The organism is Corynebacterium sp. MSK032 (assembly GCF_030232065.1).
Classification (GTDB): Bacteria; Actinomycetota; Actinomycetes; order Mycobacteriales; family Mycobacteriaceae; genus Corynebacterium; species Corynebacterium jeikeium_D.
In genome coordinates this window covers 1-22,184 of record NZ_JASPJR010000012.1, presented here as the reverse complement: position 1 = coordinate 22,184, position 22,184 = coordinate 1, and the positions used below count along the sequence as shown (strand labels likewise).

Sequence of the window (22,184 nt, the reverse complement as noted above, 5' to 3'; positions counted from 1 at the left end):
CGGTGGTGGGGTTAAAGCGGCATCGGTCACGAATGTCAGTTTAAGCTATGGAATCATGACGCATTCGGCATCGAACTTCCAACCGCACGAGAACGAGCCCCTCAGCGAGGCTACGACGCTGGCTCCCGGCATCACTCTGGTGGCAACGCCGCTGGGCAATATCGCCGATGCCTCCGACCGCTTGCGCGGTGCGCTTATCGACGCCGATATCATCGCCGCGGAAGACACCAGGCGGGCGCGCAACCTAGCCACAGCGCTGGGCATTTCCCCCAAGGGGAAGTTTGTTTCGAACTTCGATCACAACGAAGAGAGCCGCACTGAGTCGCTGATTCAGGCGGCGAAGGCGGGACAGAAAGTCATTGTGGTGACCGATGCGGGGATGCCGGTGGTGTCAGACCCCGGCCTGGCTGTGGTGGCGGCTGCTCACGACGCGGGTGTGCCGGTGTCCTGCGTACCGGGACCGAGCGCGGTGACTACCGCATTAGCTCTCAGCGGCTTGGGTGTCGGCCACTTCTGCTTCGATGGCTTTGCACCTCGTAAACAGGGGGCGCGCCGGGCCTGGTTGGAATCACTGAAGACAGAGAAGCGAGCCTGTTGTTTCTTTGAGTCGCCGCATCGATTGGCTGTCACGTTGGCGGATGCCGCGGAGATTTTAGGTGAGGAGCGGCGCGCGTCGGTAAGCCGTGAGTTGACCAAGCGCTTTGAAGAGACTCGCCGCGCGACGCTGGGAGAACTGGCTGCGTGGGCGGAAGAAGGTGTCCGCGGAGAAATTACGGTGGTGATTGAGGGCGCGGGGCAGCAGGCGACGGAGGTATCCACGGAGGACCTAGTTGACCGCGTGGAGGAGCTCGTGGCTGATGGCATGCGGTTGAAGGATGCCGCGAAGCAGGCTGCGGCGGAGGCTGGAATGACAAAGCACCGTGATCTTTATCAGGCGGTTTTGGCTGCTCGCGAGGAAAATCGTTAGGCGATTGTTACTTTGTGCCAGAAAATCTCCCAGCACACGGCAGTGAACAGGGTAAACGCCATTAGTGGCAGTTTTTGCACTCTGGGAAAAATGAAGAAAACCTGAGAAAACCCGCATTCTAAGTTGAAATCCCAGGTCAATGGTGGACATGGTGGAGGAATGACGAATCCACCAGAACATGAAATACAACAAGAAGTAGGGGAGTCGGTCGTTGGCGAAGTCAGGGCCGACGATTCTCACGCTCCCGTGAACCTCGGGGTTACCGTCCCCGCCATTGTCGCAATTCTGGCAATTATCGTCTGGGGCCTGGTGTGGCCAGATAGTTTCTCCACGTTTGCATCTAGTTCTCTGAACTGGGTTGTGGAGAACACCGGCTGGCTGTTTATCTTGGCTAGCACCGTCTTTGTCTTCTTTATTGTGTCCATCGCGATTTCCAAGTTCGGTCACATCCGCCTGGGCAAGGACGCCGAGAAACCAGAGTTTTCCACACCTAGCTGGATTGCCATGATGTTCGCCGCCGGTATGGGCATCGGTCTGATGTTCTACGGCGTTGCTGAGCCACTGACCTTCTACCGCGAAGGTGTACCGGGTCACCAGCCAAAGGAAGTCGGTACCGCCATGGCATCGACGATGTTCCACTGGACTCTGCACCCGTGGTCGCTCTACGCCATCGTCGGCCTCGCCATTGCTTACTCGACCTACCGTCTTGGTCGTAAGCAGCTAATCTCCGCGGCGTTCATTCCGCTCATCGGTGCACGTCGCGCTGAGGGATGGTTGGGCAAGCTTATCGACGCACTTGCGATTTTTGCCACCGTCTTCGGTACGGCAGCCTCTCTCGGTGTTGGTGTGCTGCAGATTTCCGCTGGTTTGGAGATCAACGGTTTCACCGCCATCAAGGGCACAAGTTTGTGGATTGGTCTTATCCTCATTCTGGGTTGTGCCTTTTTGGCTTCTGCGCTGTCGGGTGTGGGCAAGGGCATTCAGTACATTTCGAACTTCAACATGGTTGCCGCTGGCCTGCTGGCGCTGCTGGTGTTGGTCCTCGGCCCTACCGTGGTGATTCTGAACCTGATTCCGACTTCTATTGGTAGCTACCTGAATTCCTTCTTTGAGATGGCCGCCCGCTCCAGTGCTTCCGCTGACGGCACCGCCGGTGAATGGCTCTCTTCCTGGACAATTTTCTACTGGGCCTGGTGGATCTCATGGTCGCCGTTTGTCGGTATGTTCATCGCACGTATTTCTCGCGGCCGTACTATCCGTGAGTTCGTCTTCACCGTCGTCGCCGTTCCGTCGATTGTCTCTGCAGTGTGGTTCTCCATCTTTGGTGGCACCGCCATTACCCACGAGCAGCAGGGTGCGTCCATCTACGGTGACGGTTCGGCCGAGAGTCAGCTGTTCAATCTGCTGGAATCCTTGCCGGGTGGCGCGATTACCTCCGCTATCGCAATGATTCTGCTGGCTACCTTCTTCATTACCTCGGCAGACTCCGCCTCCACGGTGATGGGTACCATGAGTCAGTTCGGTCGACTCACAGCGTCGCGCACGGTCACTGCTATGTGGGGTATTTTCACCGCTCTGATTGCCATCGTCCTATTGGTCACCGGTGGCAGCGATGCCCTGTCGAACCTGCAGAACATCACCATTTTGGCGGCAAGCCCGTTCGTCATTGTTATCTTGGCGCTGATGGTGGCGCTGGTTAAGGGGCTTTCCGACGATCCGATGTACCTCGATGACAAGGAACAGCGTCAGTTTGCCCTGCGCATGGCTCGTGAGCGCCGCTTGGCGGAAGCGGCCGAACAGCGCGAGCGCCGCCGTGCTCGTAAATTGCGCAACTAGCTTTCCAACAGCAGCGGTGCGGCCTTGGCCTCAATCTCGGCCCATTCGCCCTCGGGTGTAGACCCGATGGTGATGCCACCGCCGATGCCAGCTTCGACCCGAACTCTCCCCGAGTTCGGGTCTTTTGTGTACTCAGCGGTACGAATACCGACATTGAGCTCAAGTGCATCACCGTGGGCCGCACCAATCGCGCCGCAGTGAGCGCCACGGGGTTCGGGTTCCCACTCGCGCAGAAGCTCAATTGCTCGCAGCTTCGGTGTACCGGTGACTGAGGCCGGTGGGAAGCAGGCTTCGATTAGTTCAGCGTGGCTGAGCTGATCGGGAAGTTCCGCGGAAACTGTGGAAAAGAGGTGCCACACGCCCGGTGCCGGACGCACACTGAGCAGGTCTGTGACCTTCACGGTGCCGGTCTTGGCAACTTGACCGAGGTCATGGCGCACCAGGTCGACAATCATGATGTTCTCGGCGACATCCTTGTCGCTGCGCAATAACTCGTTCGGGGGCCGGCCAGCGGGAATCGTGCCTTTGATGGGAGTTTCAGTCACGCTTGTGCCTGCGCGGATGAGGAACTCCTCAGGACTCAGCGAGGCCAGGATTGGAATTCCAGCGTCGAGGTTGCCGGGCAAGAATGCTGCTCGAGCCGGCTGATACCGCGCCACGCGGGAGGAAAACCACGCACCGGCGTGGGCTAGTGCAGAGTCGCTCGCTGCCAGCTCCGCGTGAAAGCGTGTGGAAATGCAGGTTTGGTACACCTCGCCTGCGGCAATTGCCTCCTTACAGTTCTCCACCGCAAGCTGGTGGTGTTCTCGGTCGCCCTGATCCCACTCCAGTGGTGTGGCCGCGGGGAGCGCGTCGGCACGCGTGTCTTCGTGCGAGTAGTTGATGGCCTCCTGAAGGGCTTGGAAATCCGGATTGAAGGGGTCACCGGTGCCGGGGCCGTCGAAATGCCACGTGCCGTCGTCGGCAAGCAACGCGACGCAGGTAGCGACCCCGTGCGCGCTGGTGCCGGAGTAGGGGCGGAACCCAAAGATCCACGCATCGGGGTCGGGGATGGTGAAAAGCGCTGCCGACTCGCAGGCAGTGAGCTCGACGTTGGCGGCGAGAACCGCGCGATAACCGAACCAGGAGCCGATGAGCGCGGCGGGACGATGACCGGCAGCGATAAGACGCGCCAGCGCAGTGGTCGCACGCGAAGTGAAGTCAGCAGCCGAGCCGGAGGAGGTAGACCGAGTGGACATAGGACATAAGCGTAGTGACTGCGCGAGCGCGCGATGACGCTAGGGGACAGTTCTTGGAAGACTTCATGAGGGCACAGTTCATCGTGATGGTAGGTCATCTATTACCCTGTTAAATATGTCTCGCATTTTCACAGCAGTTGCGTGGCCGTACGCTAACGGTCCGCGACATATCGGCCATGTTGCAGGTTTCGGTGTCCCCTCGGACGTTTTCGCTCGCTACCAGCGAATGATTGGCAATGACGTGCTGATGGTCTCCGGTACTGATGAGCATGGCACGCCACTGCTTGTGCAGGCGGAGAAGGAAGGCGTTTCTGTCCAGGAATTGGCCGACCGTTACAACCGCCAGATTGTGCAGGACCTCGCGGGTCTGGGGCTTTCCTACGACCTGTTTACGCGCACAACCACGCGCAACCACTACGCCGTTGTCCAGGAGCTCTTCCGTGGGCTCTACGAAAACGGCTATATGGTCAAGCAGACCACGATGGGTGCGATTTCCCCGTCGACCGGTCGCACCCTGCCGGACCGTTACATCGAAGGTACCTGCCCAATTTGTGGCGCTTCCGGTGCCCGCGGCGACCAGTGCGACAACTGCGGTAACCAGCTTGACCCGGCCGATCTGATTGATCCGGTGTCGAAAATCAACGGCGAGACCCCGAAGTTCGTTGAAACTGAGCACTTCCTGCTAGACCTGCCGGCTCTGGCAGAGGCCTTGACCGAGTGGCTGCAGGAGCGCAAGGACTGGCGCCCGAACGTGCTGAAGTTCTCCCTGAACATCCTGAAGGACATCCGTCCGCGTGCAATGAGCCGTGATATTGACTGGGGTGTGCCGATTCCGCTGGAGGGCTGGTCGGAAAACGGGACGAAGAAACTCTACGTTTGGTTCGACGCCGTCGTCGGTTACCTATCCGCTTCCATCGAGTGGGCCTGGCGCATTGGTGACCCGGAAGCGTGGCGCAAGTGGTGGAATGACCCGGAGGCGCTGTCCTACTATTTCATGGGCAAGGACAACATCACCTTCCACTCCCAGATTTGGCCGGCTGAGCTGCTGGGCTACCGTGGCGAGGGCTCCCGCGGGGGCGAGGTCGGGGAGCTCGGTGAGTTGAACCTGCCGACGGAGGTCGTCTCCTCGGAGTACCTGACCATGTCGGGCTCGAAGTTCTCCTCTTCCAAGGGCGTTGTCATCTATGTGAAGGACTTCCTGGCGGAGTTTGGTCCGGATCCGCTGCGCTACTTCATCGCGATGGCAGGCCCGGAGAACCAGGACACCGACTTCACCTGGGATGAGTTCGTCCGCCGCGTGAATAACGAGCTGGCCAACTCCTGGGGCAACCTGGTCAACCGCACCGTGTCCATGGCTTTCAAGAACTTCGGTGAGGTGCCAACTCCGGGCGAACTCACTGACGCTGACCGTGAACTGCTCGACCTGGCTGAGCGTTCCTTCGCCGAGGTCGGCGACGCGCTTGCGCTGTCCCGCTTCCGCGCCGGTATCACCGCCGCCATGCACTTGGTCGGAGAGGCCAACGCCTACATTGCTGCGCAGGAGCCGTGGAAGCTGGCGAAGGACGAGTCCCAGCGCGAGCGTCTCGCCACCGTGCTGTGGACAGCACTGCAGGTAGTCAGCGACGCCAATGTGCTGCTGACCCCGTACCTGCCGGAAAGCTCGCAGAAGGTCTTCGAGACCCTGGGCGGCGAGGGGATCTGGGCCGCAATGCCAGAAGTCCAGGAAGTCCAGGACGACATGCCGGTCGAACCGGTCGGCGCTGACCTGCCGGCAGAGGGTAGGAGCTACCCAATCATCACCGGTGACTACGTCAATCAGAAGGCCGCCTGGCGTCGCTTCGACATTGAGCCGGGTACGGCGCTGGCCAAGCCGAAGCCGATTTTCACCAAGCTCGACTCTGAGTTGGCTGAGCACGGCCCCGAGTGGGCACAGGTGAAGTAGGGGCTCAGTAGAGGTATGGGAAAGCGCAAACGCAAGATTGCAGAACCCGCGGAGTATCTCACTCCGCTGTTTGACGCCCACACGCATCTCGCGTCCTGTGGGGCGCAAACTCCGGAAGAGATTGCGGCGCTCATGGACCGGGCCGCCGCAGCGGGCGTCGTCGGAGTCTGCACGGTCGGCGATGGCATGCCGGAAACCGAACTGGCCTTTGCCGCTGCGCACGCGCACCCCAACGTCTGGGCCGCCGCCGCCATCCATCCGACGCGCGCGCACGAGCTTGACGACGACGCCAAGGCCCGCTTAACCGAAATGGCTGCCGACCCCAGGGTTGTGGCCGTGGGGGAGACGGGATTGGATTGGTACTGGCTGGATTCCCTCGACGGCTGCGCGTCGAAGAGCGAACAGCTGGCTGCGTTGCAGTGGCATATGGAGCTCGCAGCAACCGTCGGCAAGCCGTTGATGATTCATAACCGCGACGCCGATGAAGACCTGATGGCGGCGTTGGACGGCTACGACAATACGGTCATTTTGCACTGTTTCTCTTCGCCCATCGAGGTTGCCCGCGAAGCCATTGCACGCGGTTACCTGCTGAGTTTTACCGGCAACGTGACCTTCAAACGCAATGATTACCTGCGGCAGGCTGTGGCTGAGGCGCCGGCGGAGCAGCTGCTGGTGGAAACCGATGCCCCGTACATGACCGCGGAGCCTTTCCGAGGTGCGCGCAACGAGTCCACTTTTATCGGTCATCAGGCGCGTGCGATGGCCGCAGCCCGAGAAATCGGGGCGGAGGAGATGGCACAGATTTTGACGGATAATGCACGTCGGGTGTACGGCATTTAAGCACGTGCTGGCGTATTGCCGCCCCTGAGCTGTGGAAATGCAGCCGGGGCGGTTTGTTGTATTTCCCGTCACTTTTATCGATATATTTTAGACAACACTGAATCTTTACCGTACTGTTACAAACTGTATTTCTTTCATTTGCTAGCTGCCCCATCCTCCGAAAGGCTGTGACGAACCCCGTGAGTGCTGCGAAGAAGCGTCATCTCAATCGTGCTAATGACGGAGTCTCCACTTCGTCCAAGATTGCCGCAGGCGGTCTGGTCGCTGCTGTTGCTCTGGGTGGTACTGTCGCAGCATCCAACTATGACACCATCACCGTCGAAATCGACGGTAAGGTTGAGCAAATCGCAACCTGGTCCAAGGATGACAAGGCCATTCTGCAGAAGGCTGGTGTCGAAACCACCGGTGGCGACCTGGTTCAGCGTCAGGGCGATCTCACGGACGGCGGCAAGCTGGTCTACCGCTCTGCCAAGCCAGTCACGATGATTGTCGATGGCAAGCCGCAGGAGCACAAGACCAATGCCATCACTACCGATGAGCTGATTGAAGGTCTGAAGAAGCAGGGGCTCATCTCCGATAAGGACAAGGTCGAGGTCGAAAAGGGCGAGATTTCCACTAAGGGAGTCGAACTCGACGTCGTTCGTGCCAAGAATATTGTGCTTCACGACGATGCCAAGGACATCGACCTGACCGTCCCGGCTATGACCGTCGGAGATGTGCTGGCTCAGCGTGGCATTGAACTGCGTGAAGATGACACCGTCGAGCCGGGTCTGGATGCTCCGGTCACCGAGGGGATGCGCATCGCTCTGTCTCGTCTGATTGATAAGACCATCACCGAGACTGAGGAGATTCCAGCTCACGAGAACATCATTGAAGATGATTCGATGTTCGAAGATGAGCGCATCGTTGAGCAGGAAGGTGAACCGGGCCAGGTAGAGCGTCAGGTCAAGGTCACCTCTCGCGATGGTGAAGAGCTCGGACGCGAGGTCCTGGAAGAAAAGGAGCTAAAGGCTCCGGGTATCTCCACTATTCGCCAGGGCACTAAGTCCCGCATTGCAGCTCCGGCTGCCGGCTACGGCGTGTGGGATCAGCTGGCTCAGTGTGAGTCCGGCGGCGACTGGGCTATCGATACCGGTAACGGTTTCTCCGGTGGTCTGCAGTTCACCGATTCCACTTGGGCAGCTTACGGCGGTACTGAGTATGCACCGCGTGCATCGCAGGCTTCCCGCGAGCAGCAGATTGCTGTCGCTGAGCGTGTCCAGGCTGGTCAGGGTTGGGGCGCATGGCCCGCTTGTACCGCTTCCATGGGGCTTCGTTAAAGCTAGTTCCGTCTAGCCATAACGAGCTAAGCCTATTTTTTGTGTTGACCCCGTAGTATCTAACTGTGACTAAAGCAGAAGTTTCTTTCTTGGGGCCGGTCGAAGTACGCGACTTGGCGGCGCAGTTGGATATTGTCCCGACGAAGAAATTGGGGCAGAACTTCGTCCACGACGCCAACACCGTGCGTCGAATTGTCGCTGCGGCGGACTTGCCGGAGGATTCCTACCCTGTTGAGGTTGGCCCCGGCTTGGGCTCGCTGACCCTCGGGCTGCTCGAACACTGCGGCCGCGCGGCGGCTGTTGAAATCGATTCGCGGCTGGCGGCGCGTCTGCCCCAGACAGTCACTGAGCGCGCCGAGGGCTGCGCACTTGAGCTCATTGAGAAAGACGCGCTGAAGGTCAGCCGCGAGGACTTTCAGACTGCCCCAGATGCGCTGGTGGCCAATCTGCCATACAACGTTTCTGTACCGGTGCTCCTGCACATGCTTGCCGAGCTGCCCACCATCCGTCGCGTGCTCGTGATGGTGCAGTCTGAGGTCGCTGACCGGCTGGCGGCTCAGCCGGGCTCCAAGATCTACGGTGTCCCCAGTGTCAAGGCCGCCTACTACGGCACAGTGCGTCGCGCCGGTGCCATTGGTCCGCACGTCTTCTGGCCGGTCCCCAAGGTTGATTCCGGGCTCGTTCGCATTGACTGCTACGCTCGCTCCGACGCTCCAGAGAACTCCAAGACCGCCGATGCCCCCGAGGCCCCGTGGGAAATCTCGCCGCAGTTCCGCGCACGCCTTTTCCCGCTTATCGACGCTGCTTTTGCGCAACGCCGCAAGACCCTCCGGGCGGCCCTATCGGGGATTTACGGATCTGGTGCCGCAGCCGAAGAGGCGCTTATGGCAGCGGGGATTGACCCCAAGCAGCGAGGAGAGAAGCTTGAAATTGCCGATTTCGTTCGTCTCGCTGAGGTCTCACGAGACCAGCGCTTTTAATAAAGGACAGGCAATCTTTCCCCCATGCACCGTGACGACACCCCCAGTAGGGCCGAGATCGGCCGGCGCGAACCGCGCAGCCTGGCTTGGACTAAGTTCTGGCCTGACGACGACGGCTGGGTGTGCAACTGCATAGTTTTCCGCGGTGACCGCTTGCTGCTTCTGCTGCGTGAATACGAGGGCTTCCTCGGGGGCCAGTGGGATTTGCCCGGTGGCAAGCTAGACGCGGGGGAGGAGCCCGTGGAGGCCGCTGTGCGCGAACTGCGTGAAGAGGCCGGCTTGCGCGCAGCGGAGGTCAGCGAATTTGCCCATTATTCCAATCCGGACTTGGGCGGGGAGAATTTCCGCTTCCACACGGTGACCTTTCTAGTACGCGAGGCCGACGACACGCAGAATGTCCAGCTCAGCGGCGAGCATCCGGAATTTAAATGGGTAACCCGAGAGCAGTTCGATGAGCTGCCGGTGGCCTGGTATGTCCGGCGTGTGCTTGGCAACGTCGAATGGGGCACAATAAATACTCATCATGGCGAATCTTATTAATTGCGAGAATATTTCTAAGTCCTTCGGGCTCAAGACTCTGCTCGACGGCGTCAGCCTCGGTGTTCAAGAGGGCGACCGCATCGGTGTTGTCGGTTTGAACGGTGGCGGCAAGTCCACACTGCTGAAGATTCTGGCAGGCGTGGAGCCAGCGGACTCCGGACGTATTTCGCGAGCCAACGACATGGCCATGGCGCATGTCACCCAGGGCGCCGAGCTCGACCCGAATTCCACCGTGTTTGAGTGCGTCATTGCACCGCTGGGACTCGCTGAACACGAGTGGGCGGGTAACGCTTCCATCCGCGAGGTCCTCGATGGCATCGGTATCAATGACCTCGGTATGGATACCAAGGTCGCCAATCTCTCCGGTGGTGAGCGCCGTCGCGTTAACCTGGCGGCCGCGCTGGTCCGAGATCTGGATCTGCTCATTCTCGATGAGCCAACGAACCACCTCGATATTGAGGGTGTGCAGTGGTTGGCCGATCATGTTCTTTCGCGCCGGGCAGCCCTGGTCGTCGTCACGCACGATCGTTGGTTCCTGGATACCGTTGCCACGAAGACGTGGGAAGTCCACGATGGCACCGTCGATTTTTACGATGGCGGTTACAACGACTGGACGTTCGCGCGTGCCGAGCGTGCGCGCCAAGCCGATGCCGCCGAGCAGCGTCGCCAGAACCTTGCGCGTAAGGAACTCGCGTGGTTGCGCCGGGGTGCGCCGGCCCGCACCTCGAAGCCTCGCTACCGCATCGAAGCAGCTGAGGCTCTCATCGCCGATGTCCCGGCGCCGCGTGATTCCGTGGAGTTGATGGCGTTTTCGCAGCGTCGACAGGGCAAGGTGGTCGTAGAGCTAGAGCATGCGTCCCTGGAAACGCCCGATGGTAGGGAATTGCTTAACGACGTCACGTGGCGTCTGGCCCCCGGCGAGCGCATTGGCCTGGTCGGTGTCAACGGCTCGGGTAAGACGACTTTGTTGCGCGCATTGGCGGGAGACTACCCCTTAAGCGATGGCAAGCGGATTGAGGGCAAGACGGTGCGTCTGGGTTGGCTGCGACAGGAGCTCGATGATCTGCCGCTGGATATGCGTGTGCTCGACGCTGTGGAGGACGTGGCGACCTACATTGACCTGGGCAAGAAGCAGATTAGCGCCTCGCAACTGGCGGAGCGACTGGGTTTTTCCCCGAAGCGGCAGCGCACCCCAATCGCAGACCTCTCCGGCGGTGAGCGTCGCCGCTTGCAACTCACACGCGTGTTGATGAGTGAGCCGAACTTCCTGCTGCTCGACGAGCCGACGAATGACCTGGATATTGACACGCTGCAGGAATTGGAAGACCTGCTGGACAATTGGCCGGGCACGTTGGTGGTCATCTCGCACGACCGCTACCTGATTGAGCGTATTGCCGACTCGACCTGGGCCCTCTTCGGCGATGGCGAGCTGACGAACTTGCCAGGCGGGATTAGTCAGTACCTCCAGCGTCGCGCACAGCTGGCTGACTCGGCCGCTAGTGGTGGTGCCTCTCAAGCAAATGCCGGTAGTCCGCAGACCCGTGGCGCAGCTTCAGAGGAGGATACCTCGAAGCTCTCGGCTGCGGAAGCTCATGCTGTCCAGAAGAAGATGAGTGCTCTGGAGCGGAAGATGGCGAAGCTCAGCCAGCAAGAAAGTGAACTGCATGCGCAGATGGCGGAAGCGAGTGCTGATGTAGCCAACTTGGACACACAAAAGCTGGCGGACCTCGATCGCCGTGCTGCGGAGGTGGTTGAGCAGAAGGCAGAGCTGGAGATGGAGTGGCTGGAGCTAGGGGAGCAGCTCGAGGGCTAGCATCTTACTTCAGCTACTAGCCGAACATTTTAGGTATGAGCCGGGTACTCGTGGTCAGCGTGCCCGGTTCTTTCAATTTGCACCGTGGCGTGTTCAATCCCGTGGACGTCGTGAAGCAGTGCCTGCGCGCGGTCGAGCAATGCGTGCTCGTCGCCGTTGGGGAGCGTGTCGCAGCGCACGAGATGGACAGATGCCAGTAGGTCGCTGCCGTTGAGGGACCAGACGTGGAGATCGTGGACATCGACCACTCCGTCCAAGTCAGACAGGTCAGCAGTGATTCTCTCAGTGTCGACGCCCTTCGGGGTGTACTCCAGCAACACGTGGAGACAGTCGCGCACCAGAACGGCGGCTCGGGGGACGATGAAGAGCGCAATCACGATGGAGACCACAGAGTCGATGGCAGTCCAGCCGGTGTATGCGATAGCGATAGCGGAGATAATGACGGCAACCGAACCAGCGGCGTCGACAAGCACATGCAGATACGCACCGCGGACGTTGACGCTTTCCTTGGCAGCCCCCGCGAGCAGAAAGGCCGCAATAACATTGGTGAGCAGGCCGATGACCGCGATGATGAGCATCGACGTGGTCTGAATTTCCGATTGTTCTGGGGAGCCAAAACGCCGGATTGCGCCCCAGAGAATCACAGCGGCAATGATGAAAACTGTCAGACCGTTGATAAGAGCAGTCAGAACCTCAACACGACGGTACCCGTACGTCGCGCGGTGATTCGCACCGCGCTGGGCGATAGCCAAACCGGCAACTGCCATAAGCAGGCCCGCGGAGTCCGTCACCATATGGCCGGCATCTGCCAGCAACGCCAGCGAACCCGAAACCAAGCCACCGATGAGCTCGGCGAGAAATACGGCAAGAGTCAGACCCGCAGCCACGAGCAGGCGACGGGCAGGAGTATTCGCGGGGTCAAAATGAGCGTGGTCGTGGCCGTGTGAGTGGCCAGAGTGTTCAGTTGTGTCCATAACCCCTAATGATAACAGGGCTATTCAGCCTCCGGAAGATAGCTATCCGCCCACGCATAAATCAGGTCAGCAGCGCGCGCGGCGGACTTAGCGCGAGTGAGCAAGTGGTCCGCGCGATCCAAGCTCATCAGAGATTTTGGATAGCGAGATACCTGGAAAATCTTCTGGGCGCTATCGATACCAACAGTCTGGTCGGTCGGGGAATGCAGAATAAGCAGCGGCTTGCGCAGCTGGCTGAGATAAACCTCCGGGTTGTAGTCCGCCAACACTTCCAAGAACTCACGGGAGATGGGAATGCCACGACCTTCAATCTGCAGAACCTGCGTGCCGTGCTCATCGACCGTCGAAATGTCACCGGCGATGCGCACAATCGAGTGTGCCGGATCGAAGGGTGCACCGATTGTCGCAACCGCCTTGACCTTCGGCATATCGTGGCCGGCGTTCAGCGCCGCTGCACCACCGAGCGAGTGCCCAATCAGTAGCGCGGGGGCCTCAAATTCTGCCTCCATGAACTCGTAGGCGGCCTTAAGATCATCGATGTTGGTCTGGAACGTCGTCTCACCGAAATCACCAGTGGACTGCCCGAGGCCAGTGAAGTCGAACCGGAATGCCGCAATGCCCTTCTTCGCCAGCGCCTTACAGGTGCGTGACGCGCCGGGCACCATCCGATTACACGTGAAGCAATGACCAAATAGCGCCCACGCGCGTGGCTGACCGTCCGGCAAATCAATTGATGCAGCCAGAGTCTCGCCGGTCGATCCCGTAAATTTTAGGTGCTTTGTTGGCATAGGTTATATCCGCGTCTCAGTGTGTGCTCAATGTGTGTACGTTTTCGCTTTACGACGCCCATTGTGGTGGCGACCGTACGCAATATTAAGCCCGGGTGCCACAAATAAGTGAGGGATTGGGCGAAAAATTCGACCAATCCCTCAATCTCCTAGTGGCTGTGAGTTAACGCACCGGAACCCCTGGCCCCAGCGGAATGCCCGCGAGGTACCACACGACAAAGAATAGGAACCAGCCCACCATCATGCACAGCGAGTACGGGATGGCCAGCGACATCAGCGTGCCGACACCCGCAGGCTTGTAGTACTTCTGCAGGAAAGTCAGCGCCAGCGCGAAGTACGGAGACATCGGTGTAATGATGTTGGTCGGGGAGTCACCAATACGGAATAGCTGCTGGGAGACCTCTGGGGAGACGTTGACGTACATCAGCATCGGCACAACGACCGGCGCCATCAGAGCCCACTGTGCGGAGCCCGAGGTAATCAGCAGGTTGAGAACAGCCACCATCAGGACGAAGGCAGCAAAGAGCAACAGCGGCGGCAGATCCGCCTTGGTCAGGAATTCGGAGCCCTTGATAGCGGTCCACTGACCGATATTGGACCACTTGAAGTAGGCCGTGAACTGCGAGACGGCGAAGAAGAGCACCATCATTGTGGTCAGTGTACCCAGGCCACGTTCCATGAAGGCGGGCACGTCTGCAGAGGAGGTGATGGTTTTGGCACCGATGCCGTACGCAATGCCGACCACTGCGAAGAAGACGGCAATGGACACCACGACGTCGGTAAGCAGCACGGAATTCAAGATGCCGTCGCCTTCGCCGCGCAGAGGCGAACCCGGGATGAACAGGGCAGCGAACCAAAGCGCCAGGAAGATGACAGCGGCGATGTTGCCGTAGCGGAGGCCACGTCGTTCGGCATCGTTGAGGATTAGCTTGTCGCGGCCATTGCTGGAGCTGCTAGATGCGGTGTTCCGCTCCTCCTTCTTGGCGTTTTCCTCGGCAGCTTCCTCCGAAGCGCCCGGTTTGGTGAATTCCGCGGCATCGTGGTCAATGTGGTCGTCGTGGACGGTCTTCTCCACGTGCTTGGTAATAAACAGTTCAGTAACGGCGGTAATAATCAGAGCCAGCACAATGGACGAAGCCATGGTGAAGAAGTAGTTGGCCAGAGGTGAAACCACGTATTCCGGATCCACGAAGTGCGCCGCATGCGTGGAGATACCCGCCAGCAGTACATCGGTGATGTTGAGCACCAGCGACGAATTGAACCCGGCTGACGAGGCGGCAAAGGCGACCATCGCACCGACAATGGGGTTACGACCAACTGCGGCGAATGAGGCGGCACCCAGCGGAATGAGAATCACGTAGACGGCATCAGAAGCGATCGAACCAGTCACGCCGGCCAGTGCAACAATGAATGTCAGCAGGACAGGGGAGTGCACCTTGGAAATTGCCGCGCGGATTGCCGAGCCGATGTAACCGGAGTACTCCGCAATTGCGACACCGAGCATGCACACCAGAATCAGGCCAACTGGTGCGAAGTCCGTGAAGTTCGTTACCGCCTCAGAAACCATCTTTTGCAGGTACTCTGCGGTAGCAAGGCTTTCCACCTCGATGATGTCACCCGACGCGGGATCCTTGGCCTGCATACCCGCAGCCTCACCGAGCCACGAAGAAACGATGACTACACCGGCAAGAATCACGAATAGCCAAAATGGATTTGGCAGTGCGTTGCCGATACGTTCCAGTGTTGCTAGGAACCCCTTTGGCTTCGGTGGCGCTTTGTCCGGTTCCAACGTTTTTGACTGTCCCATATATATAAATCCCTCTGTGTTAGACGTTGGTAAAAGGTTAGGGGAAAGTAAGTTGCGTCACAACGTAAAAGGCCAGAGGCATATGTATGTCGGGTGCGAGCAGGCGCATAAGGGAAAGTTAAGGGAATAGCTAGGGAATAGCTGTAGTGCACCTTCTTCGACTAGAGTTAATCAGGTTATGGGCAAGAAGAAGTCGAAGAAAGAAAAGGTCAGCGCCAACAACGCGGTGGTGGCCACCAATCGTCGTGCCCGCCATGACTACAACATTCTGGACACCTACGAATGCGGTGTCGTTCTCGTGGGCACTGAGGTCAAGGCGCTGCGCGAGGGCAAAGCATCGCTTAACGACGCCTTCGCGACCATCGACGACGGCGAAGTGTGGCTCCGCGGGCTGCATATCCCGGAGTACTCCTACGGTTCGTGGACTAATCACTCACCGCGTCGCTCGCGCAAGCTGTTGTTGCACCGCAAGGAGATTGACACCCTGTGGGGCAAGGTCCGCGATGGCAACAACACGCTTGTACCCCTGAAGCTGTATTTCACCGACGGCCGCTTGAAGGTCGAGCTCGCACTCGCCCGCGGTAAGCAGGATTATGACAAGCGCCAGGACATCAAGCGCCGCACGGAGGAGCGCGAAGCTACTCGTGCGCTGGGCCGTCGTGTGAAGGGCATCAAGGGGTAAAAGAGGTCTTCATTAGAAGAAACCCTTTTTAGAAGGGGAACTCAGTCGCATCGACTGGGAGGATGAGTAGGCCAATGACGTTTTCGTGACGGTCAAAGGCAACTCGAGCCATCCATTCGCCAGCCTCATGTTTGAGGGTGGTGATGACGAGACTTGTGCCGAGAATCTTCGACAGGAGTTTCTGCGAGGTCGGTTCCTTAGTCCTGGTTCCCCCGAGGCTGGTGACTTGGGTGTCGTCGAAAGATTCGAACGCCCCAGTCTCGGTGAGAACATCTTCCCAGACAGAGTAGATAGTGGACCAGGGGAGATCCTTCCGGAGCTTTGGGGAAATCATGCTTACGGTTTCTGCTTCTTCGCCGTTGATGATGTGGCGAAGGAATTTTTCGCCGAGCTCGGCGATATGTGTAGTTTTTGTGGCAGTCATCAATTCTCCTGAAACGGGGTTTTGGACACTTCCGAACCGCTTGAATGCCGCTTGCCGGGAGATATTGAGTACATTTCCAATCTCTGCCCATGAATGGCCCGCTGCGCGAGCCTGCGCCACGGCATCTTCAAGTTCTTGTTCGGCAATGTTCGTTGCTTGCAGTCGGTGACGGATTGTCGTCAATGGATCCATGACTGCAGTCAACCATTGGTTGACGTCAGTGTCAACCCGGAGTTGACATTCGGGGGGGGGTGTGGGCCTTGCGGCGAAGCTTGTTGACTTTTCCCGTCGTAAAGCGTTATTCTTGAACATCCTTTGAGCGCAACGCACTTTCCCGTGCTCGAAGGCATTGTATGGGGCTGACATGGTTTCGACACCGTACAGTGAGCCAGGGGAAGCGTGCCGGTGCAGGCTAGAGACCACCGTTTAAGCGTCGTAGCAACTGATTAAGCGCCGAGAACACTCAGCGCGACTACGCTCTCGCTGCCTAATTAAGCGACTAGCGTGTCTGTCAGACCGGGCTTGCCCTTTGGTCCGGACCCTGGCATCGACTTAAAAGGGCTCGCCCGATGGGTGTGCCGTAAGGCTCATCGGGGATCTTCTTACTTGCGGCTGGGCCCGTCATTCGGACATGTTTGCCTGAGCCGAAGGGTCGAGTAGAGGCGATCGTGCGAACTGCGCACGGAGAAGCCCTGGCGAGTTGGCGGTGGACCCGAGTTCAATTCTCGGCAGCTCCACAAATGGAAATCCCCGGTCATTACGACCGGGGATTTTTCGTTGTACTTGAAGACGTCTGAGCGACGTCGAAAGACCTTAGAAGGTGCTCTTGTAGACGTTGGCGATAGTGGTGCCAGCAACTGCCGAACCGTGGAAGGTCGGGTGGTTGGTCATGTTGTAGGAAGCAACATCGGTATCCAGAATTGCGGAGACCTGACGCTCACCGTCCGGACCGCACATTGCGACGTCGATGTTGGTGACCTCCTTCATGTTGACGAAACCGATACCGGATTCAGCGGCAGCACGCATCTGGCGGTTCTGCAGAGCCATCTCAAAGTGGTGCATACCGGCAGCCGGAATGTGCGGTGCGAAACCTGCGGCGTTAACCGGGCAAGCGTAGTGAGTCGGGTCATTAGAGGTGAAAGCCGGGTAACCAATCAGCATGACGCGAGCAGTTGGGTTAGCGGCCTTGATCTTCTCCACAGCGGCCACAACGTTGGTGGTGTACAGGTCATCCTGAACCGGCATTGGCAGCACAGCGCCCTGCATCGCGTCATTGGCGCCAACGTAGATGGTTACCAGCTGGGTAGCCGGGCCGAGGGAGCCCTGAGCGATGGCGTTGTCAACCTGGCCCATCAGGGACTTCTGCGGCTGAGTCGGCATGAAAGCGGTAGTGCCGTTGCAGGAGTAGTCGTGCAGTTCAAGACCAGTCTCACGAGCAACGTGAGAGCCGATGTTCGAGACCGAAATCGGGCAGCCACCACGGCCCGGTACGGCCGGGTCGGACTGACCCGGGTTAGCAGCGAAGGAATCGCCGAAGGCAACGTAGTTACCAGTAGGAAGAGCGTTGGCAACACCACCGGTCAGGAGGGAGGCTGCCAGCGCAGAAGCTGCAGCTGCCGAGGCTGCTGCACGGCGAACAACGTTGTTCTTCATAATTAAAAACCTCTTAGTTGAAAACCTATAGAAGGAAAAACTCGCGCTACACTCGCGATTTCTTCGCCACAGACCGTCCCTGGAAGAACCAAGTCCGACAGAACCAAGTCCGACAGAACCCTGAGCGGATACTTAGAGACGCGCCTTTATCACTTTGTTATACAACTAGGTTCTAAGTCCGATGTCAACCGGAATCAGCTAGTTATATGTATATTCGGCGCTTTCAATACCTCTTTTTGTCTCTTATCGCTGGTAGGTGGGTTTATGAGGCGCTTCCGAACGTGGAATACAACGCAGCGATGACACCATCGGCTACCCCAGAACCATCTTTTAGCTCAATCTCATCTTCAGCAAAGGGCCCACGCTCATCCAGTTCCGCCTCTGTGGGGCGAGGTTGGATCAGTGTTAGGTGTGGACCTTCGCTGATAACACCACTGAAAAGACGTGCCTGGCGAGCCGCCTCACCATCCGCCTGTGCCCGCACCTCGTCCAGGGATGCACCCTCAAAGCTGTCCGCCTGCTCCGGAGCGATGACCATTATTTCCTGCGCTAACACGGCACCGACGACACCTGCCGGCCACGATGTCCGAGCGATAAAGTCCGCCAACTCAGGGCTACCGCCTTCAATTCCCTCGGGGAGGGGTTCCTGCGCAACGACAGTCAATGGGGCGCTGTCAATCAGCTCGTCGGCAAGCACGTCGGCAAGCGCGGCGGTGGGGACGAGGGCGAAGAGGCTCGGAGCGCGGTCCCAACCTTCGGTGTGGACGTATTCGACAGCTTCGCGCACGGCGCGATTGAGTGCCTGCTGGCTGAGATGAGTCTGAGTGCCGTTGTTTTCGCTCATGACGCTTGACGACGCCCCTTTCCTGGCAACGCTGTATTAACAGCATCCTTAGTCAAATGTTAGGAACTTTATTTAGAGTAGATGACAGATAAGCGTACGACCGACTTACCAGCTCGCTGGCAAGTCAAGCTCAACTCGAACAGGAGAGACGTTGTCTCTAAACCAGACTCGACCGAGACGATCGGCGGGTGGCCGACCGGGGTGGCTGGCAATTACCGTGTTGGTGATTGCCGCGCTGACCTTTGTTATTCCAATCGCCGTCAATTTTTATACGGACTTTCAGTGGTTCGGTGAAGTGGGGTATCGAGGGGTATTCGCCACCACGTGGCTCACTCGTATCGTCCTGTTTATCACTGTAGGCCTGATAACGGGCGCACTGACATTTCTATCTATGTGGCTGGCGTGGCGCTCGCGGCCCGTCGACCTCGGACTGACGGATCCACGCAGCCCGCAGGCAGTGTACCGACGGATGGCTGAATCCGGTTCGAAGTCGATGTTCACCACGCTGCCCGTTGTATTCGGCGTACTCGGTGGCCTTGTGGGGCAGGGTAATTGGCAGACGGTGCAGCTGTTCTTAAATCGGCAGTCCTTCGGTGAGACTGACCCGCAGTACGGCAAGGACTTGGGCTTCTATGCATTCCAGTTGCCGCTGTGGTCGTACATCATTTCGACGCTGGTTGTCCTGGTAGTTATTGCGTTCCTGCTGTCGCTGGTGACGCATTACTTCCTTGGTGGCATCCGCCCAGGTAACCCGACTACAGGGGAGAAGACCCGCGTTTCCAATGCGGCTCGTGCGCAGTTGGCGTGCTGGGCCGGTGTTTTCATGCTGCTCAAGGCTGTGTCTTACTGGCTGGACCGCTATGAGCTGCTGAATAACAAGCAGAAGACCTTCACCGGTGGTTCCTACACCGATATCAATGCGCTGCTGCCGGCGAAGATTACGCTGCTGGTCATCGCAATCGTCGTGGCCGCTGCATTCTTCGCGGCCATTTTCCTGCGCAATCTTTCGATCCCGGCGTTTGCCACCGTGCTGATGTTGGTTTCCGCAGGTCTGATTGGCGTGGCCTGGCCGATGGCAGTTGAGCAGTTCTCAGTTAACCCGAACCGCGCTTCCAAGGAACGCGAATACATTGCGCGCAATATTGAATCGACGCGCTACCACTACGGGCTTACTGACGACAAGGTGAAGGTTGAGCGCGACTGGGGTGTTCCGGCTGAAAAGGAAGGCGATAAGGAAGCCGCGAAGGAAGGTGCGGACTCGATTTCCCGCGATGCTGCGACGCTGGCCAATATCCGAATCCTGGATCCGGAAGTGCTGCCACGTACCTTCACGCAGCAGCGCCAGCTGAAGAACTTCTATGGTTTCTCCGATCCGCTTGCCATTGACCGCTACCAGATCGATGGTGCGTCCCGTGACTTCATCGTCGCTGCTCGTGAACTGAACCCGCAGACGCTGCAGGGTAACCAGACTGACTGGATTAACCGTCACACGGTCTACACCCACGGCAATGGTTTCGTTGCTGCGCCGGCTAATAAGGTCGACGAGGTTGCCTCCGAGTCCGGTTCCGCCCGCGGCGGTTACCCGCTGTATACCGTGGCTGACCTGTTCGAGTCCGAGGACCCGAACGGCATGAACCTGAACCTGAAGCAGCCGCGTATCTACTACGGCCCGGTTATCGCCAACAGCGATGCCGACTATGCGATTGTTGGCGGTAACGGTGACGGCAAGGACTATGAGTACGATGCCGACGGCCGTAACTTCACCTACGACGGTGAGGGCGGTGTTGGCGTAGGCGGGCTTGCCAGCCGCATGATTTTCGCCACCCGTTACCAGGAACTCAACATCCTGCTGTCCGACCGCATTGGGCCGGACTCCAAGATCATCTACAACCGCGATCCGCGTGACCGTGTTCAGAAGGTCGCCCCGTGGCTGACCACTGACACCAAGACCTATCCGGCTGTAGTCGATGGCCGTATGAAGTGGATCGTCGACGGCTACACCACGCTGGCCAAGATGCCGTACTCCCAGCGCATGAGCCTCCAGGAAACCACACAGGACTCCATTAACCCGGATGGCACTCCACGCCCGCTGCCGAACAGCGAGGTCAGCTACATCCGCAACTCGGTCAAGGCGACCGTCGATGCCTACGATGGCACCGTTGAGCTCTACGAGTTCGATGAGAAGGATCCGGTGCTCAAGGCCTGGGAGGGTGTCTTCCCGGATGTGGTGAAGCCAAAGTCGGAGATTTCCGAGGAGCTGCAGGAGCACCTGCGCTACCCGGAGGACTTGTTTAAGGTTCAGCGTGAGCTGATGGCCAAGTACCACGTCAGCGATCCGGGCGTGTTCTTCGCCAATGACTCCTTCTGGTCCGTCCCGTCCGATCCGACCGCGCCGGAAGAGCAGAACCTCTCCCAGCCGCCGTACTACGTTGTCGCTTCCGATCCGAAGACCGGAAAGCCGAGCTTCCAGCTGATTTCCGCCTTCCGCGGTCTGGAGCGCGAGTTCCTCGCCGCCCAGATGAGCGCTTCCTCCGATCCGGAGACGTACGGTCAAATCACCATCCGTGCCCTGCCGACCAACACCCAGACCATGGGTCCACGGCAGGCGCAGGACACGATGATGTCCGCAGATGAGGTCGCCCAGGACCGTACTCTGCTCGAGGGCACGAACGTGGTCACCAACGGTAACCTGCTGACGCTGCCGGTCGGCGATGGCGAGATTCTCTACGTCGAACCGGTCTACACCCAGCGCAAGGGCCAGGAGACCGCATTCCCGAAGCTGCTGCGTATTCTCGTCGCTTACCGCGGTCAGGTGGGCTATGGCGCCACGGTCACTGAGGCTCTGAGTCAGGTCGGTATCGATGCTTCCGCCGCGACCAAGGTCCGCGGTGAGGAAGAGACTGAGGAGCAGTCGGCGGATAAGGACAAGGATGCCGCCGACGCTGAGTCCGACGACGAGGCACCGAAGGAAGAGCGCAAGGTTGATGTCGCCGCGCGTGACGACGCCGCTCGCCGTATCTCCGACGCACTGCAAAAGCTTAACGACGCTCAGAAGAACGGTGACTACGCGGCACAGGGCCAGGCACTTGCCGAGCTCGACCGCGCTGCCGCTGACTACCAGAAGGCCAACGGCCAGTAAGACGTGCAACGAGTAGTTAACCGAGAATCATAGGTTTCTATGGTCCGAAGACTCCCTAGGTTGTAGCGAAATTGGCTATGACCTGGGGATTGGTCTTTGTTGGGAGCGTCGTGCTACAGTTACTTCTCGTTGGTCAGAGAGACCAGCGCCCGCTGTGAGTGCTTGTAAAAGCCAGGACAGTTGACGCGGGGTGGAGCAGCTCGGTAGCTCGCTGGGCTCATAACCCAGAGGTCGTAGGTTCGAATCCTGCCCCCGCCACTAAGAAGAGACCCCTACCGGTGCAACGCCGGTAGGGGTCTTCTTTATTCTGGGGCCAAATCAGGGTTAAGTAGCAAAAAGTGTGTCTGACTTTCAGCATTACTGCTGATTAGGCTGGGTAAATCGGGCGGATATAAGCA

General features: G+C 58.7%; 17 protein-coding genes, 1 tRNA gene and 1 other RNA gene. 12 read left to right on the top strand and 7 right to left on the bottom strand.

Features of this window, described 5'->3' with window-relative positions; all coding sequences use genetic code 11:
- Positions 1–55 precede the first annotated feature (55 nt).
- Positions 56–967, top strand: coding sequence for a 16S rRNA (cytidine(1402)-2'-O)-methyltransferase (gene rsmI / locus QP995_RS07880; RefSeq protein ID WP_284853091.1), 912 nt, complete (start codon positions 56–58; stop codon positions 965–967).
- Positions 968–1,126: 159 nt separating this feature from the next.
- Positions 1,127–2,803 carry a BCCT family transporter gene (locus QP995_RS07875; RefSeq protein ID WP_284853090.1) on the top strand — a complete coding sequence of 559 codons (1,677 nt, stop codon included), beginning with the start codon at positions 1,127–1,129 and terminating at the stop codon, positions 2,801–2,803.
- Here the strand turns inward: QP995_RS07875 and QP995_RS07870 are convergent.
- Positions 2,800–4,041 carry an aminodeoxychorismate synthase component I gene (locus QP995_RS07870; RefSeq protein ID WP_070767157.1) on the bottom strand — a complete coding sequence of 414 codons (1,242 nt, stop codon included), beginning with the start codon at positions 4,039–4,041 and terminating at the stop codon, positions 2,800–2,802. The genes QP995_RS07875 and QP995_RS07870 overlap by 4 nt on opposite strands.
- 115 nt (positions 4,042–4,156) lie before the next feature.
- On the opposite strand from QP995_RS07870, the gene metG reads away from it, so the two are divergent.
- The 6 genes from metG (at position 4,157) to QP995_RS07840 (ending at position 11,475) form a co-directional block, all read left to right on the top strand.
- Positions 4,157–5,983 carry a methionine--tRNA ligase gene (gene metG / locus QP995_RS07865; protein ID WP_049171277.1) on the top strand — a complete coding sequence of 609 codons (1,827 nt, stop codon included), beginning with the start codon at positions 4,157–4,159 and terminating at the stop codon, positions 5,981–5,983.
- A gap of 15 nt (positions 5,984–5,998) precedes the next feature.
- Positions 5,999–6,823 carry a TatD family hydrolase gene (locus QP995_RS07860; RefSeq protein ID WP_049171274.1) on the top strand — a complete coding sequence of 275 codons (825 nt, stop codon included), beginning with the start codon at positions 5,999–6,001 and terminating at the stop codon, positions 6,821–6,823.
- A 179-nt stretch (positions 6,824–7,002) separates the two neighbouring features.
- Positions 7,003–8,142, top strand: coding sequence for a resuscitation-promoting factor (locus QP995_RS07855; RefSeq protein WP_284853089.1), 1,140 nt, complete (start codon positions 7,003–7,005; stop codon positions 8,140–8,142).
- Between the two features lie 65 nt (positions 8,143–8,207).
- The gene (gene rsmA / locus QP995_RS07850) at positions 8,208–9,122 is read left to right on the top strand and encodes a 16S rRNA (adenine(1518)-N(6)/adenine(1519)-N(6))-dimethyltransferase RsmA (RefSeq protein ID WP_049171269.1); all 915 of its coding nucleotides are present in this window, start codon (positions 8,208–8,210) and stop codon (positions 9,120–9,122) included.
- Between the two features lie 24 nt (positions 9,123–9,146).
- The gene (locus QP995_RS07845; protein WP_284853088.1) at positions 9,147–9,662 is read left to right on the top strand and encodes an NUDIX hydrolase; all 516 of its coding nucleotides are present in this window, start codon (positions 9,147–9,149) and stop codon (positions 9,660–9,662) included.
- Positions 9,646–11,475, top strand: a complete 1,830-nt coding sequence (locus QP995_RS07840; protein ID WP_049171263.1) for an ABC-F family ATP-binding cassette domain-containing protein — start codon at positions 9,646–9,648, stop codon at positions 11,473–11,475. Before QP995_RS07845 ends, QP995_RS07840 begins: the two co-directional genes overlap by 17 nt.
- 29 nt (positions 11,476–11,504) lie before the next feature.
- Here the strand turns inward: QP995_RS07840 and QP995_RS07835 are convergent, their stop codons facing one another.
- The 3 genes from QP995_RS07835 to QP995_RS07825 all read right to left on the bottom strand — a co-directional run bounded on the left by QP995_RS07835 (position 11,505) and on the right by QP995_RS07825 (position 15,044).
- Positions 11,505–12,449, bottom strand: coding sequence for a cation diffusion facilitator family transporter (locus QP995_RS07835; RefSeq protein ID WP_284853087.1), 945 nt, complete (start codon positions 12,447–12,449; stop codon positions 11,505–11,507).
- 20 nt (positions 12,450–12,469) lie between these two features.
- Entirely contained in the window at positions 12,470–13,237 is a 768-nt protein-coding gene (locus tag QP995_RS07830; RefSeq protein ID WP_049193066.1) for an alpha/beta hydrolase family protein, read from the bottom strand.
- Between the two features lie 163 nt (positions 13,238–13,400).
- Complete coding sequence (locus QP995_RS07825) at positions 13,401–15,044, bottom strand: AbgT family transporter (RefSeq protein ID WP_080985600.1); 1,644 nt, start codon at positions 15,042–15,044, stop codon at positions 13,401–13,403.
- 178 nt (positions 15,045–15,222) lie between these two features.
- On the opposite strand from QP995_RS07825, the gene smpB reads away from it, so the two are divergent.
- Positions 15,223–15,726 (top strand): SsrA-binding protein SmpB, encoded by a 504-nt coding sequence (gene smpB, locus QP995_RS07820; protein ID WP_038626299.1) that lies wholly within the window; start codon positions 15,223–15,225, stop codon positions 15,724–15,726.
- 28 nt (positions 15,727–15,754) lie between these two features.
- Here smpB and QP995_RS07815 read toward each other — a convergent pair whose 3' ends face one another.
- Entirely contained in the window at positions 15,755–16,150 is a 396-nt protein-coding gene (locus QP995_RS07815; protein ID WP_016423247.1) for a DUF3887 domain-containing protein, read from the bottom strand.
- Positions 16,151–16,505: 355 nt separating this feature from the next.
- Between QP995_RS07815 and ssrA the strand changes: the two genes are divergently transcribed.
- Positions 16,506–16,890: a transfer-messenger RNA gene (ssrA, locus tag QP995_RS07810) on the top strand.
- Positions 16,891–16,963: 73 nt separating this feature from the next.
- Here ssrA and QP995_RS07805 read toward each other — a convergent pair.
- Together QP995_RS07805 and QP995_RS07800 are read right to left on the bottom strand one after the other, a co-directional pair.
- Entirely contained in the window at positions 16,964–17,803 is an 840-nt protein-coding gene (locus QP995_RS07805) for a GDSL-type esterase/lipase family protein (RefSeq protein ID WP_048733544.1), read from the bottom strand.
- A gap of 262 nt (positions 17,804–18,065) precedes the next feature.
- Positions 18,066–18,647, bottom strand: coding sequence for a PPA1309 family protein (locus QP995_RS07800; protein ID WP_016423245.1), 582 nt, complete (start codon positions 18,645–18,647; stop codon positions 18,066–18,068).
- 151 nt (positions 18,648–18,798) lie between these two features.
- Between QP995_RS07800 and QP995_RS07795 the strand changes: the two genes are divergently transcribed.
- Together QP995_RS07795 and QP995_RS07790 are read left to right on the top strand one after the other, a co-directional pair.
- Positions 18,799–21,786, top strand: a complete 2,988-nt coding sequence (locus QP995_RS07795; RefSeq protein ID WP_049189694.1) for a UPF0182 family protein — start codon at positions 18,799–18,801, stop codon at positions 21,784–21,786.
- Between the two features lie 184 nt (positions 21,787–21,970).
- Positions 21,971–22,044: transfer RNA gene (locus QP995_RS07790), tRNA-Met, on the top strand.
- Positions 22,045–22,184 lie beyond the last annotated feature (140 nt).